This window comes from uncultured Photobacterium sp. (assembly GCF_947502415.1).
Classification (GTDB): domain Bacteria; phylum Pseudomonadota; class Gammaproteobacteria; order Enterobacterales; family Vibrionaceae; genus Photobacterium.
The window spans coordinates 33,040-45,326 of record NZ_CANMZV010000025.1 but is presented as its reverse complement, the minus strand read 5'-3'; the positions used below and the strand labels follow the sequence as shown (position 1 = coordinate 45,326).

The 12,287-nt window shown below is 46.1% G+C and carries 19 protein-coding genes; 14 read left to right on the top strand and 5 right to left on the bottom strand.

The window, feature by feature from the left end; all coding sequences use genetic code 11:
• The first annotated feature begins 1 nt into the window (after position 1).
• The 5 genes from Q0852_RS20045 (at position 2) to Q0852_RS20025 (ending at position 2,078) form a co-directional block, all read left to right on the top strand.
• Positions 2–187 (top strand): hypothetical protein, encoded by a 186-nt coding sequence (locus tag Q0852_RS20045; protein WP_299021270.1) that lies wholly within the window; start codon positions 2–4, stop codon positions 185–187.
• Complete coding sequence (locus Q0852_RS20040; RefSeq protein ID WP_299021267.1) at positions 144–371, top strand: hypothetical protein; 228 nt, start codon at positions 144–146, stop codon at positions 369–371. Before Q0852_RS20045 ends, Q0852_RS20040 begins: the two co-directional genes overlap by 44 nt.
• Complete coding sequence (locus Q0852_RS20035) at positions 368–985, top strand: hypothetical protein (RefSeq protein ID WP_299021263.1); 618 nt, start codon at positions 368–370, stop codon at positions 983–985. The genes Q0852_RS20040 and Q0852_RS20035 overlap by 4 nt, the downstream gene beginning before the upstream one ends.
• Before the next feature lie 152 nt (positions 986–1,137).
• Positions 1,138–1,656 carry a hypothetical protein gene (locus Q0852_RS20030; protein WP_299021261.1) on the top strand — a complete coding sequence of 173 codons (519 nt, stop codon included), beginning with the start codon at positions 1,138–1,140 and terminating at the stop codon, positions 1,654–1,656.
• Positions 1,656–2,078, top strand: coding sequence for a hypothetical protein (locus Q0852_RS20025; protein WP_299021258.1), 423 nt, complete (start codon positions 1,656–1,658; stop codon positions 2,076–2,078). Before Q0852_RS20030 ends, Q0852_RS20025 begins: the two co-directional genes overlap by 1 nt.
• Positions 2,079–2,124: 46 nt before the next feature.
• Here Q0852_RS20025 and Q0852_RS20020 read toward each other — a convergent pair whose 3' ends face one another.
• Together Q0852_RS20020 and Q0852_RS20015 are read right to left on the bottom strand one after the other, a co-directional pair.
• The gene (locus Q0852_RS20020; protein ID WP_299021256.1) at positions 2,125–2,901 is read right to left on the bottom strand and encodes a hypothetical protein; all 777 of its coding nucleotides are present in this window, start codon (positions 2,899–2,901) and stop codon (positions 2,125–2,127) included.
• Positions 2,902–3,230: 329 nt separating this feature from the next.
• Complete coding sequence (locus Q0852_RS20015; protein ID WP_299021254.1) at positions 3,231–3,506, bottom strand: hypothetical protein; 276 nt, start codon at positions 3,504–3,506, stop codon at positions 3,231–3,233.
• A gap of 206 nt (positions 3,507–3,712) precedes the next feature.
• On the opposite strand from Q0852_RS20015, the gene Q0852_RS20010 reads away from it, so the two are divergent.
• From Q0852_RS20010 to Q0852_RS19980, 7 genes are all read left to right on the top strand, one after another.
• Positions 3,713–4,360: a hypothetical protein gene (locus Q0852_RS20010; RefSeq protein WP_299021252.1), complete on the top strand. Its 648-nt coding sequence runs from the start codon at positions 3,713–3,715 to the stop codon at positions 4,358–4,360.
• Positions 4,361–4,573: 213 nt separating this feature from the next.
• Positions 4,574–5,521 carry a DUF1281 domain-containing protein gene (locus Q0852_RS20005; RefSeq protein WP_299021251.1) on the top strand — a complete coding sequence of 316 codons (948 nt, stop codon included), beginning with the start codon at positions 4,574–4,576 and terminating at the stop codon, positions 5,519–5,521.
• A gap of 2 nt (positions 5,522–5,523) precedes the next feature.
• Positions 5,524–5,922 carry a hypothetical protein gene (locus Q0852_RS20000; RefSeq protein ID WP_299021249.1) on the top strand — a complete coding sequence of 133 codons (399 nt, stop codon included), beginning with the start codon at positions 5,524–5,526 and terminating at the stop codon, positions 5,920–5,922.
• 86 nt (positions 5,923–6,008) lie between these two features.
• Entirely contained in the window at positions 6,009–6,290 is a 282-nt protein-coding gene (locus Q0852_RS19995) for a hypothetical protein (RefSeq protein ID WP_299021247.1), read from the top strand.
• A 60-nt stretch (positions 6,291–6,350) separates the two neighbouring features.
• The gene (locus Q0852_RS19990) at positions 6,351–6,698 is read left to right on the top strand and encodes a hypothetical protein (protein ID WP_299021245.1); all 348 of its coding nucleotides are present in this window, start codon (positions 6,351–6,353) and stop codon (positions 6,696–6,698) included.
• A 132-nt stretch (positions 6,699–6,830) separates the two neighbouring features.
• Entirely contained in the window at positions 6,831–8,399 is a 1,569-nt protein-coding gene (locus Q0852_RS19985) for a hypothetical protein (protein WP_299021242.1), read from the top strand.
• A gap of 53 nt (positions 8,400–8,452) precedes the next feature.
• Positions 8,453–8,683 (top strand): hypothetical protein, encoded by a 231-nt coding sequence (locus Q0852_RS19980; protein ID WP_299021239.1) that lies wholly within the window; start codon positions 8,453–8,455, stop codon positions 8,681–8,683.
• Positions 8,684–8,725: 42 nt separating this feature from the next.
• Here Q0852_RS19980 and Q0852_RS19975 read toward each other — a convergent pair whose 3' ends face one another.
• From Q0852_RS19975 to Q0852_RS19965, 3 genes are all read right to left on the bottom strand, one after another.
• Positions 8,726–10,105: an IS4 family transposase gene (locus tag Q0852_RS19975; protein WP_299021237.1), complete on the bottom strand. Its 1,380-nt coding sequence runs from the start codon at positions 10,103–10,105 to the stop codon at positions 8,726–8,728.
• A 254-nt stretch (positions 10,106–10,359) separates the two neighbouring features.
• Entirely contained in the window at positions 10,360–10,629 is a 270-nt protein-coding gene (locus Q0852_RS19970; RefSeq protein WP_299021235.1) for a hypothetical protein, read from the bottom strand.
• A gap of 145 nt (positions 10,630–10,774) precedes the next feature.
• Positions 10,775–11,122 (bottom strand): hypothetical protein, encoded by a 348-nt coding sequence (locus Q0852_RS19965; protein WP_299021233.1) that lies wholly within the window; start codon positions 11,120–11,122, stop codon positions 10,775–10,777.
• Positions 11,123–11,404: 282 nt separating this feature from the next.
• Here Q0852_RS19965 and Q0852_RS19960 point away from each other — a divergent pair, with 282 nt between their 5' ends.
• Both Q0852_RS19960 and Q0852_RS19955 read left to right on the top strand, forming a co-directional pair.
• Positions 11,405–11,824, top strand: coding sequence for a hypothetical protein (locus Q0852_RS19960; protein ID WP_299021231.1), 420 nt, complete (start codon positions 11,405–11,407; stop codon positions 11,822–11,824).
• 31 nt (positions 11,825–11,855) lie between these two features.
• Complete coding sequence (locus tag Q0852_RS19955; RefSeq protein WP_299021229.1) at positions 11,856–12,221, top strand: hypothetical protein; 366 nt, start codon at positions 11,856–11,858, stop codon at positions 12,219–12,221.
• Positions 12,222–12,287 lie beyond the last annotated feature (66 nt).

The following is a 12,287-nucleotide window of genomic DNA, read 5'->3' as shown; positions in this document are numbered from 1 at the left end:
GATGGAAATTTCACAGGCCGCTCTGAAAGCATTTATTGAAGAGCTTAAAGAAGAAGAGCGTTATTCAAATCGAGAAGGCGATAAGTCTATCGGTAGTGGAATAACATTTGCTCGTGTTCGCCTAGAGGTGTTTTTGGAAAGTCATGGATTTCAGCGTAGCTGTACCATCGATGTTGACGCTTATTAGCAAATATGTGACTGCACCATTTATTTACCCCACTGGTATTAACGCGACGTTATATCACCAGAAACACAAAGTAAAAGAAGGCATTTCATCACTGCTATGGACTGCTGCGCCGGTACTTCCCAATACCGGGCATTCTTTAACTTTCCTCCCCAATGCCTATGTAAAAACTGGAGAACCATTATGAATAATCTAAGCAATATTGCCGAGCTAGCAGCCTTTTGTGTCGATAGCGGCCAGTTTGTAATCACTGGATCTCAAGGTCTGGCGAAACTGGTTAGTGATACTGGCGAGTTCAAGGATAAGCGAAAGCCCATGCATGTGGACGGTCGCGAGATTGATAAGAAGTACCTGCGTAATTGGCAAGCGCCAGCGATAGATGAGTTGTCGCTTAACGAGCTGGAGGACCAAGGCTTATTGGACATGCAGCTTCTTCCACTGTGCGAAGAACTGTCACTTCAAGGAGCCTGTGATACCACGCTTTATAAACCTAATGGGGCAGGCATTATCGAGAACTCGGTGGCCAGCTGTACCCATTATGGTGATGGACGATTCACGGTGCTTGGCAATGAGAACTCGCTCATGGTCTACACCGGCTTTGTTCAGGATTTCAATCTGAACGGTAAGTTGGAGCAGATCGGTGTGATGGATGTAGATGGTCCCGTCTACGTAATAGATCCTTGCTACAGGAACGCTCAGTTTGGTGCTGAGATTAAGTCCCTGGAACATGGTGTTTATGGCGTTTACCTCTACACCTGTGGTGATGTGCAAACACACAATGGCATCGTATTAACCAAGTAATTAACGTCTTACGTTATTAAGTAATTGGCTGGCCGGGACATCTTGCAGTAGCAATAACCTGGCGCAGCTTTATTTCTTGGGAGTTTTCGACTCCCAAGTTACCCCTACCTTTGATGCACCCACATCAAAGAGAATCAACTGGAGGAATCCCCATGAATCTACAAGATTTGAAAAACATCTCGACCCTTGTTGGCCTGCCAAAGGTATTCAAGGATGACCTGGACCTTGATCACCTGCTTATGAACAAATACCCGAAGCGCACCTGGCTGTGGGTATTGAAAGAAGCTGGTAGTCAGTTGTTCCCGATTAAGTCTGGTGTTGATCCTCGACTGGTAACCCATTGGTTAAGTCAGAGCAATATTGCCATTTTTCTTGTCACTGACACTTCGATTACCAGCATTGGCCGAAGTGAGTGCGAGAAGTTGGCAAATGAAATGCCATTTGACGTGAAGCGCTTTGCTTCTGCTAGGGCACTGATTGACGCAGTATCAGCACTGCTCGGTGACAGTAATGTAACGACACTTGGCTTGGTGCCTGCACCACACTGCCCGACCACCACAAGCTGGACGGTATGGTACAAGTGGTTTAAAGGCAAGCAGCCGGTGATGGAAATCATTATGAAGCAGGCTATCGAGCAGCTTATTGCCATCAATAACAAGGAGGTCGCGTGATGATGGAAATGACTAATCTCATCCGGCTCCCCGATCATGATGCCGGGGCAATGATTGTCAGGGTAGAGAACAGCAATATCGACAGTCAGCGCAAGGATGAAACCAAGTTCTTTCGCCGCGAGCCTGTGGTGATTGAAAATCTGGAAAATGGCCGTTGGGTGGTCCGTTATGTAATGGGGAACCCTGGGACTGTTAAAGGATTACAGAGGCACACGTTGGCTCTCGACTATGACGCTATCGATGGGCTCTTTGCCAAGTACGGTGAAGGTCGCTTTGTCGTAAGGCGAGCAAATATGGTCGAGATCGGACGCTGGTTGTGGTTTGAGTCGGAGCTGAACAACAAGCTGGCATTTCGTCTAGCGACGATTGGCGGCGTGTTGGGAGTTATCGGCTTTATTATCAGCATTGTGACACTGTTTTAAATCTAATTTCATGCTGCCCGATTGGGCAGCATGACTAACCATTAACTTAAATCTGGTGATCCTCGGTCAGTCGAAGAAGATCACTAAGCACTACATTGACCTCAATACCTTCAATTGGCTTACGAAATTCGACGACCTTCTTCTTTTCATGGTTATTGGTGTTCACTATAAAGGAATCAGAGAACTGTTTTCCGTTAATTATTACATGGTGGCCATAAACACCGCAGTGCTCCTCGTTAACGTGAGGAAAGGGCACGAATGCGATATTCCCCTCCGTTAGCTGTAAGCAGGCCGCTTTTCTCTTAATTTCGGGAGTAACAGTCAGGCCTAATCCCGTATAGTATTCAAACAGTTCATCGGTACTCTTTATACCGTAGGGTTTGCTAGACTCGTAAGACCTTAGTTCGGCCATTACATCGCTGCTTTCCTTATCTTCTGGCTTTGTGTTTAACCACCATAAGACCTCACCAAGAATTGAAGCATCCTCACGCGATAGGCTGTGATAATTCATGCCTCCGAGAAAATCATTTTCACCGTATATGTGAATATCAACAACGACGTTTGCAATATTACGTTCGGTTGTAAAGCCAGAAGCACACATCAATGTGATAAGGCGGTCTTTGTATTTAAGAAGAGGGTTGGCTGTCTTGTCTGATAACATCCCGACAGCAGTGTTCCAGTCCTTATAGCCAAGAAAATGTGCGCATTTTTCATTTAGCTTACGCTCACCCAGATCGAGGCTTAACTCTTTGGACAGGAATTCTTTGAAATATTGACGGAAGGCGAAAAGCTCTGCTTTATTGGTAACTTGAATTTGCTGCATTTTTAATTACTCGTGTGCCGTCGTGTTCCGCTCGTTACACCTGCACATAACAAAAATGCGAATGTCGAATGCAGTGATTGCGTACTGACCGAAAGTGAGCGGGGCAGTATCTCGCCAGATACCCTTTGTCCATAGTTTTCGTATGTCCTCAGGCGTCACGAATAATAATCAGTATTCGATAACTTGCAATACCTAATTCACTGATTGATCAGAAATTGTACGTTGGTGGTATCGTATAGGGCGTGGATTAAGCCGATACAATACTCAGGTGCCACAGCATATGCCCGGGTTCAGTTATCTTCAGTGAGAGCAGAAGTGTCTATGGTGTTTTAGCCACCCCATTCAATCCCGCCTTCATCAATTTCCTCTTCCGGATCCCCGCCCCGTGACTCGATTAGCGTCGCTGTACTCCAATCAAGCCGACTAAGCCACTTTTTATTGCTACAGTCTTCAGGTTTGGCTGGCCGAGCCTGGTATTCAACCGAATCATCAACAATCACATAGACGGTATTACCGTTTGAGCTGATCGTAATTAAATCACTATCTCTTATTTGCTTGCCGTCACTGTCCGTATCGGGTCTTTTATTTCCAATAGCAACCATCATTCATTCTCTCCAAAATCGAGCTTACCGATTATTTATTCGTTATCACCGCCACCTATTTTATTAATGCGCTCAACGTAACTCTAGCGAATAAGAGCCTTTTTAGATTACGTATTCTGCTAGTGAATGTCCTGTGATTATAAGCGCCGGTATATCTATTTCGTTTGTCTGGTGTATCTCCAGACCAGGACAGACAGGGAGATATACACATGACATTACCGATCACCCAGACCAAGCCATCTTTATCGTCAGCCCTTAATATTATCGAGAAGTGGCGTTACAGATTTTCAATGGATAGTGCTTTTTCGCACTTCATCCTTGAGTGGGCGTTCAGACACAGCGAGTTATATCCAGTATCAAGGCCTGAGTTTGAAAATGACGCCTTTAACAGCGTAGCTATTGAACTCAGCCATGAGCTCTCACGCCTGATGGCCACCGGGTATCACGATCCTATTGGCGACCTGCTTGGCGAGATGGGGATATATAAGCACCAGCAGTTTTTCCCCACACCGGCAGAGGTCAGCCGCTTACTATCATCGCTCGCTGGTGGCCGGGTATATGATTTTTACGAGCCATGCCTGGGCACGGGCAGCATTACAATGGCCAGGATCGAGGATACTTACCTGTCGCGCATTGACGATGACAACCCTTTAAAAGGGTGCCGGTATATCTGCGAGGAACTTAACCCTGTGAATTGTGCGGCAGCCTATATTCAAATTCTTCACAAGCTTGATTATCTGGAAAGAATATACGGTAAGCCGGCAGTACCGGATGAAATTATGATTGCCAACATTGACGTACTGAGTCGCAAGCCCGGGCGTCAGCACTACCTCCTCCAGTCTCCCGAGATTGCCTAAGATACCCCTTAATCACGAAATATCCCCTGACTAATGAGTACCGGTATCTTGCCGGTGCTCAATAATTACTACTCCAACCGTCAATATCACTTTGACACCCTGCCGTGACCCAGCTCTGGTCACCGTCGCCCAGCGACGTTCATGCCTGACCGCATACCTCGGTCAATAACCCCTGTATATCCCTATACAACTCTTTAACTGGAGGATTCCCTTATGCCTAATTGGTGTAATAACAAACTCATCATTACTGGTGACGAAAAGCATCTTGATTACATTGAAAATGTTATCAATGGAACTATTCAGTCCTATCAGAAAGCTGCCCGTGACATGTCTATCAAGATATTCATAGCTGGCGTGATAGGTATTTTAAAGCCAACCAAGGTCTGTAAGTTCGATCCCTACCCAGCGTTAGTCAGCAACGGTGGCGGTGAGGACAATACAGCCAATCAGGCTTTCCAGCAGTGGATTGACATGCTCAATGCCAACGCTGAACTGAATACAGATAACGTGTTTACGATCTACCAACTCTACCTGCAGACCGGCATATCGTCTTTGAAATACGACGACCTGACGGATAATCAAAAGCAACGTTGCGAAGCAATTTTTGCCGAGAAGAAGTTTGATTGGACGGGATCGTTCGGCAGTGCTGATTGTAGCAACTGGTTCGACACGGAAATTGAATGGAAAGGTGAGGGATGTGATGGCCACTTGGACATCGATCTCATTGTGCCACCGTCTGTTTTGGTCGAACTCAACGGATTTAACGGCAAATTTCTCAAGGGCGTTAGCTCCGGGTATGACGATGCTGTTAACCGTTGCGGTACAAAGTGGTCGATTGTGGAAGTTCACAATGTAGAACGTGAGGGCCGTGAGCTGTCTTTCTATTTCGAGTCAGCCTGGTCACCGGCTTTACCGCTAGGACAAAGGCTATCTGAGGAGTTCAGTCTTACCGTCAATCATTACTTCGTTGAGCAGGGCTGTGATTTCACGGGATTCTATATCTATGAAGACGGCAACGCTATCAGCGGAGCATCTGATTCTCTTGAGTGGGCGCCTGTGGCGTCTGAAGAGGATGACGATGATGATGACTGTGAGGACCATGAAGTTGTTGGCCCTGACTATACCGTTCAGCATTTTGAAGGTTGCGGTTACGGAGGCTGATTATGGATATGGTCAAGATTCGCCACCTACAGTGTGAAGGCAGGACAGTGGAAGAGATTGCCGAAAGGTTAGGACTCAACCCTTTTGAGCTTGCCATTACATTGACCCCGATGCCATTCACTTTAACCGAAAGGTTATTCGAAATGCGCCGGAAGAAGAACCTGATGCGATTTGGAGAAGATTGCCTGGAGCGTTATTGCCAGCGCTGCGATGACTTTCTTCCTTACACGCGTGAGTTTTTCAACTGCAACAAAGCCGCCTGCGATGGATGTTATAGCCATTGCCGGGCGTGTGAACGTGAGCGAGCTCGCGGTAAACGTGAAGAGAGAAAAACGGCAGTGTCACCCAAGCTGTTCGATTTCGATTCACTCTGCCGTTCGCGTAACGTCTTAACCCACTAAACCTGTTTTGGTTTTCTACCCTACCGGGAAACATTATTCCCGAGAGGGGTGATGTGTTTCCCGGTAACTTTCTGGAGGAACACAACATGAAATCACTTAACCATATGGCTTTAAATTCAGTCCGGCTTGCCCCTGGTATGTTGCTTGAAGCAATTGATCTGGGCGCAGTTACTGCCCGACGGTATGTGGTAGATGGTCAAACCCTGTTCAGCTGGCATTTTTTCAACGCTGAGGGCTTGGAAATCGCTTACTACATCGTAGATATGTTGCCACTGGTGGGTCTCACCAAAGTGGAGCGGAAATGGTCAGAGAGCTTTCTCTGCCACCCTGACTATCAGGAATACCGGCTCGAATCCTTTAGCTGCTGATTAATGGCTGAGGATGATTCCGTTCGTTCCAATTCCCTTTACTAACCTGGAGATACCACTATGTGCTTATATCAATCCTGGCTTGTTGAACCACAAGAAGAACCCAGAAGAAATCTGAAGGTGATAGCTAGTCATATTGAAATACCTGTATTACAGGGCTTTATGGCAAGGCAGTGGCAGAGAAGTGGCAAGAAGTACCCTTTGAACCAAAGGTGTCTGCAAATCACATCAGAGCTACTCGATGAGCTTGAATCGACTATTAAGAATGGAGCGATTAACAAGGAAGCATGCAATCCCCGCTGGGGAACTCACCATGATGCAGATATACCCAAAGTTCTGCATGCGGTTCGGTTGGTACGTAACGTACTAAGTAATGACCGCAAGGTTTATTACTCATGCTTTTATTAACTCAAATTTAGTAAAACTCGTTTTAAGGGGTTAATCCTTAGCAAACGAATTTATCAGAACCCAGAGGGCCACCGATTGATCCCTCTGGGAATGGTGTGTCCTCGATATTTTAATCAATGAGAGGTAACACTAATGAAAACTGTATCACTTTCAGTTAATACCAATAATTTCCTCGCCAAGCTGGAAAATATCTTTACTGATCGCCGCAAGGTTTTTGGGGAGCTGATCCAGAATGCCAGGCGTGCGGGTTCGAACAAGATTGAGTTTAGCGTGATGTTAAATGATCTCGTGGTTCGTGACTATGGCTGCGGGATCAATGATTTGTCATCGGTGTTGACTGTAGCGCAGAGCGGCTGGGATAAAGAGACCATTGACGCAGAAGACGCGTTTGGTTTCGGCTTTATTATCACGCTGTATTGCTGTGAAGCGATTGAAATCCGTAGCAAGGGGAAGTCTATCAAAGCTTCCACAGCATCAATACTAGCCGGCGAACCGATTGAGATTGTCGAGGCTGAACAATGTGAAGGTACTGAGATCATCTTGATGGGCCTGAAAGGGCTTGAGCAGATTAAGTATGACCTCAATTGCATTGCAACCGCGCAGGAGATTGAAGTCTGGTTCAACGGTGAAGAGTTGGAGAGACCACTGAGCAATACCTCTCTTCTGGAAAAAGGCTACCGTGAGTGCCAGTTTGAGTTGGGTGCGGTTTATATCAATCCCAAACTGACGTTGTCTACTGCGGCCTATCTACAGGCGCACGAAATGACTTGTGTGTCCAATATGGGCTTTATTCGCCACTATGACCGCGTCAATATCGTTAAGCTGGACTCGACAAAAGTGAAGGCGAGAATGCCTGACCGTGACGCCATTCTTGATAGGGAAGTAGTTCGTAATAAGGTCAATACAGCAGTCAAGAAGCTGGTGGAAAATGAAGTCATGGTACAGCGAGCCGAGATGGCGGATGACAAGGCTTTTGTACATAAGTACGAAGAACTATTGTCTGTTTATCTACCCGACATGTTGGTAAATTTCGATTATTTGCCACCGCGGTTTTTCTTCGACACTGAAGAGTATCCGTCCCCAGTGACACAGCATACTGGCCGTAGCTGGGTCGGTGAAGTCCTTCACCGTGACGAGATTTTGTCGAAAAAAGTGTTTGAGGACCAGTGTTGGGATGTTGAAGAACCATTCACGGTGCCAATGTATATCCGCGAGGTTGGCGCGCTGGAACTATGCCGTAATTTGCCAGAAAACCATTGGCTGAATGAGCATGTGCAGTCCCTGAGCGACCATGATATTGAAGTGGTGCTCAACAGCCCGCAGCCAGTGCAGACAATCAACTATACACGTCTGCAGCTGTGTGAGAGCTATACACTATCGGGGCCTTTCGGCGAGTTTGTTATCGACGGTGATGCGTTCTTCGATGGGGACCGGCATATCGTTCCTGCAAATGAGCGTACTGGGCTAGTTATACAGCATTCCGAGTATTTCGTTGATGATGATACGTTAAATGATCATCTTCTCGAAACACGAGAGGAGTGGCTGGAGAATGTTTTGGTACAGCTTCGCTGCAAGACAAAAGCCGATCTTCTTTGCGAGGTGCTGAAGTGTGCAATGAATGACGATATTCGCATTAAACTTGAAGGCCACCAGATAACGGTGTCTATTATCGATGGTGAAATTGTCTGTAAGGATAGTTGATACCAGGTACACGTAATCGGCCTTCGGGCCGGTTTTTCTTTGAGGGGGGAATCATGGATAACAAGCGTCAGGAGATCACTCGCAATGAGAAATACTTAACAAAGGACAAATTGGTAGTTGGTAAAACTTATATTTGTGAAGCAAGAAATTTCGATGAGGCCGTTTGGAACGGAGAGGCCTTTGTCGGAAGACGTGTTAAGTTCGGGAGTGTTTGCGAGGATACCGAATATCATTGGGATGACGGCGAGCCTTATGGCACAGTCAAACCGCTCTATGAAAAATAGAGAAACCTAGTATACAAAAGGGAGCCTTAGGCTGTCTCTTGATCACATCTCACCAGAGATAAAAGATTGGGCCATAAGGTATCCTTCTTGAATGGCTGCTAATTTATACCAGCCTCGCCACAGGGCGGTCCAACCAGGCCGTCCTGTTCGTTTGCTGTCATACCACCCGCCGAGCTTAGCTAGTGTTATTCGAGCCCACTTTAGGTCTGGGGCTGTCGATGGTAAGGGCTTATTTTCTTGTTTGACCCACAATAATTTCCAGCATATTCCGGGCAAGACAGACTCACAGCTACTGTTTTCTTGCTTTCGACTATCAGCTCTAAGTTGTAATAAGCGGATAGCGATAAACGCTTGAATGACTGCGACCCTTTCCAGATTATCCTTTGACTGAAGTTGTAGTGCTTCAACGTCGGTTCCATCGCTTTTCCACGCCTTGTGGAACTCTTCAACCAACCAGCGCTGTTCGTAGTAACTGATTATCTCTTGGGCTTGCGCTGTCGTTGTCACAGGCTCTGAGGTCAGTAAGTGCCACTCCAATTTCTCGTTGCTATCACCTTGCTCTTTACAACCAACATAATACAGAGAAAGTGACTTACCACATTTATTAGCCGGAACCTTAATCGTAATCGGGGCAAAGCGTACATCTAATGTTGCTTTACGCGCTTTACGGCCACCTCGTTGAGCAATTTGGATAATTCGCTGCCCTGCTGAGGATAGTTCCTTTGCATAGTCATGGAGCTTATAGCCACTCTCTTCAATACAGCGACTATAGGTCGAGCGCACAACAAAACGCTGCTGACTGGTAAGCTTGTACTGCAAGTATTCGTAGATGTCTGACTCCCTATCGCACACAGAGATGACCCGGACTTGGAGCTTACCTAAACGTTCAGACATTGTGGTTGATGCCTGTTGCCACTTGAAGGTCTCTTTCTCTTCATACGGTCGCTTAACGAACTTATGCCCCCGGCCTCGAGTCGCAATATCCCTCGTCCACCGCTGTTGTTCGATTAGTCCCACAACCTTTTGCTCTCGTGGTGCGAACAGCAAAACAGAGTGAGCTAGCATCCCTCGAGTTCGATTTCCCGAGTTCACGTGACCAAGTTCATTAGAGAGGCTTTTATGCGTGTAGGTTAGAGCGGTGGAGTCTTCAAGGGCAAGTAATAAGTCATGCGCTTCAGCCTCGTTAGTTGTTGCCGCAAAACCGGCTTCAGCTATCGCATTGGCTTCAACATCAGGGTTACGAATGAGGCGATAAGCCCCTTCAACAGAAGCAGGATTAGGGCAGGATTGCACAATAGACGCTCCAACATTAGATGCCATATCACTGGCTAATTGGACTAGTCGTTGTGTACGTCTAGAATCGCCAAGCTTGGCATGCGAAAAGGTTTGTTGAGCCCATTCTAAAGTAGAATTCTCTATCATGATGATGACCTTTACTCATATTGTGTAAGATCGGATCGCAATAAAGAAAAAGAGTTCAAAAAAAAAGTCCCCCGCCATGAGGCGGGGGACTTGTGTATAAGAGACAGGCCTTAGGCTCCCTTTTATCTTTAATAGTTATTTCAGTTACTCACAGCCTGTGTCAGATATCGACACACATGTGCCACGGGTAATTTCCTATCAATGTCTCAATAGTGCAATCTGACAGACTACAGTACTGTGCCTTCCTGCTTGAGCTAACCATCAAGTGGGTAGTTCACCGCCTCCATTGAATTGAGTGCTGCTTTTAATGCTGTACTTGTTTCTTTTATCTCTTTTGTGTCGTTACGACTTTCAACAGCCAAGCTAACCTCAGCTGCAATCGCAGTTAGAATTTTGATTGCTTCAGGCCCTGTTAGTGAAGCTGTAGCCATCTGAATTTCCTTTATCGCTTTCTGAAGCTTTGGGTTTTGAGAATTTAGAATGTTTAGTTGATCGATGTCAGGATGAGGGTTTTCCCAGTTCATATGCATAAATCACCTTCCAAAAGAGACACTTTGATTAAATTCCCAGCTCTAACACAACCGAAGTTATAGTTAGCGCCATGTTAAAGAGCCCGACTGTCACCACGTAACGATGACAGCCGGATCGGTATACAACATCACTTGATGTTTAACTATTAGAATGGATCAGTTTTAGGTTTCGCTCGTAAGGATACCCCTTAGTAATTGGGATACTCTTATCAGCTTCGATCATTAAGCGAATTCTGCTTTTCTTGGAAATGTCAGTGAACGTAATGAATACGTTTTTAAAAATTTCGACCCTATCGCCGGAACGCGCTAAGTGCGGTTTTAACCACACGGGGCCTTTAGGGTTGTTAGTGCGGGGCGTGACAATCAATACTTCACGTTGACCATCATCTACATAGTTATCTTCGTAGCGGAACCAGGAATCACCTACTGAAATGACATCTCTGCATTTCAGTGTCTGACGCATTGTAGAATGGTTATGATTACTCATAATATCCATCTCCTATAAAAATAAAGTTTAGAGATGGTGCTTAACGGCCCATTCATAGGCCAAGCGTCTAAAACTATAGCTACGAGATTTGTACAGTGCAAGTGCTATGACAAACTTCCTGTAAGCCAAATGCCACCTGCTTAGGCGGTTACCTGGGTGATGACATCTGAAAGGTCTCTATATTCTATGCAGTGGCACAGCAAGACAATAGCAACCAAAAGAAGGGCTTAACTCGGTCTGAATCTGATGAATAACCCCACAAAGAAAGTGAGGGTGCACGTTATGATCGGGACTTCTGTGGATGTATATTTGAACCTGCACAAAAGCCAGAATGGTAAGCGAGTCTATTCAATCCGTAGTAGGGAAAAAGGCGACAACTATGGTCGGGTAGTGGGGCATTCTTCCGAACTCACCTTAGCAAACTGTGTCTTCGTCGTTGGGAAAAAGGGGCGGGAGAGAGTCAGGGAGCGACATTGCAAAAATGTTCATGCTGTTATCCGTGGCACCCTTGTCAGCCTGTCTGCAGCTTCACCTGGAACTGATGATGATTATATTGGCTATTGTCCCTATCAGAGTCTGGCCCCTACATTTTATCAAATAAACCAACCAACGTTTTCCGCGGCTACAGAGTTCAGCCAGGCTACGTCAGCCCACACCGTGGTATTGAGCGAGAATGCGGTCTATGCCAAAGGTGTGGCCTGAGGCTTTAACCGTAACAATACAAGAGTGGGATATGAACAAGGCATTCAAAGGGCTGGAAGTCATTAGCGGAGATCAAAAAGTGCTGGTGGACATTAAGCTCGAACAATTAGGCGACTTTAGGGTTTTGCAGATCCGGGATCGTTCAGACCCGACAGTGACTGAGCACTGCAGTGTCAGCGATGCCATTGATTGGTTCTTGCCGGCACTAAGCCGACTCATTCACGGCCTCCCGAGGCTGGTGGTTTATAAAGATCAGAATAATATCTGGGAGCGCGTGCTATGCCAGGCGAATGGCGAGTTCCTTGGTTTTGCATGTCTGGAGTCGTATGAAGAAATCCTGGATAGTAACGTTTCAAATATTGCCGTTTTGTCCCTCACAAGCCCACGCCTGCATTAGGAAAATACCTTCCCATTTACGTTAATTTGGGCAAACAAGCAATTTGTTCTGACTAATAGCCCTTCT

Bases quoted from the DNA above. Each gene is read 5' to 3' on its own strand.
- Q0852_RS19965 (WP_299021233.1), bottom strand. From the start codon at position 11,122: ATGAGTAATCATAACCATTCTACAATGCGTCAGACACTGAAATGCAGA.
- Q0852_RS19960 (WP_299021231.1), top strand. From the start codon at position 11,405: ATGATCGGGACTTCTGTGGATGTATATTTGAACCTGCACAAAAGCCAG.
- Q0852_RS19995 (WP_299021247.1), top strand. From the start codon at position 6,009: ATGAAATCACTTAACCATATGGCTTTAAATTCAGTCCGGCTTGCCCCT.
- Q0852_RS19955 (WP_299021229.1), top strand. From the start codon at position 11,856: ATGAACAAGGCATTCAAAGGGCTGGAAGTCATTAGCGGAGATCAAAAA.
- Q0852_RS20000 (WP_299021249.1), top strand. From the start codon at position 5,524: ATGGATATGGTCAAGATTCGCCACCTACAGTGTGAAGGCAGGACAGTG.
- Q0852_RS20045 (WP_299021270.1), top strand. From the start codon at position 2: ATGGAAATTTCACAGGCCGCTCTGAAAGCATTTATTGAAGAGCTTAAA.
- Q0852_RS19975 (WP_299021237.1), bottom strand. From the start codon at position 10,105: ATGATAGAGAATTCTACTTTAGAATGGGCTCAACAAACCTTTTCGCAT.
- Q0852_RS19990 (WP_299021245.1), top strand. From the start codon at position 6,351: ATGTGCTTATATCAATCCTGGCTTGTTGAACCACAAGAAGAACCCAGA.
- Q0852_RS20015 (WP_299021254.1), bottom strand. From the start codon at position 3,506: ATGATGGTTGCTATTGGAAATAAAAGACCCGATACGGACAGTGACGGC.
- Q0852_RS20005 (WP_299021251.1), top strand. From the start codon at position 4,574: ATGCCTAATTGGTGTAATAACAAACTCATCATTACTGGTGACGAAAAG.
- Q0852_RS20030 (WP_299021261.1), top strand. From the start codon at position 1,138: ATGAATCTACAAGATTTGAAAAACATCTCGACCCTTGTTGGCCTGCCA.
- Q0852_RS19980 (WP_299021239.1), top strand. From the start codon at position 8,453: ATGGATAACAAGCGTCAGGAGATCACTCGCAATGAGAAATACTTAACA.
- Q0852_RS19970 (WP_299021235.1), bottom strand. From the start codon at position 10,629: ATGAACTGGGAAAACCCTCATCCTGACATCGATCAACTAAACATTCTA.
- Q0852_RS20010 (WP_299021252.1), top strand. From the start codon at position 3,713: ATGACATTACCGATCACCCAGACCAAGCCATCTTTATCGTCAGCCCTT.
- Q0852_RS20040 (WP_299021267.1), top strand. From the start codon at position 144: ATGGATTTCAGCGTAGCTGTACCATCGATGTTGACGCTTATTAGCAAA.
- Q0852_RS20035 (WP_299021263.1), top strand. From the start codon at position 368: ATGAATAATCTAAGCAATATTGCCGAGCTAGCAGCCTTTTGTGTCGAT.
- Q0852_RS19985 (WP_299021242.1), top strand. From the start codon at position 6,831: ATGAAAACTGTATCACTTTCAGTTAATACCAATAATTTCCTCGCCAAG.
- Q0852_RS20020 (WP_299021256.1), bottom strand. From the start codon at position 2,901: ATGCAGCAAATTCAAGTTACCAATAAAGCAGAGCTTTTCGCCTTCCGT.
- Q0852_RS20025 (WP_299021258.1), top strand. From the start codon at position 1,656: ATGATGGAAATGACTAATCTCATCCGGCTCCCCGATCATGATGCCGGG.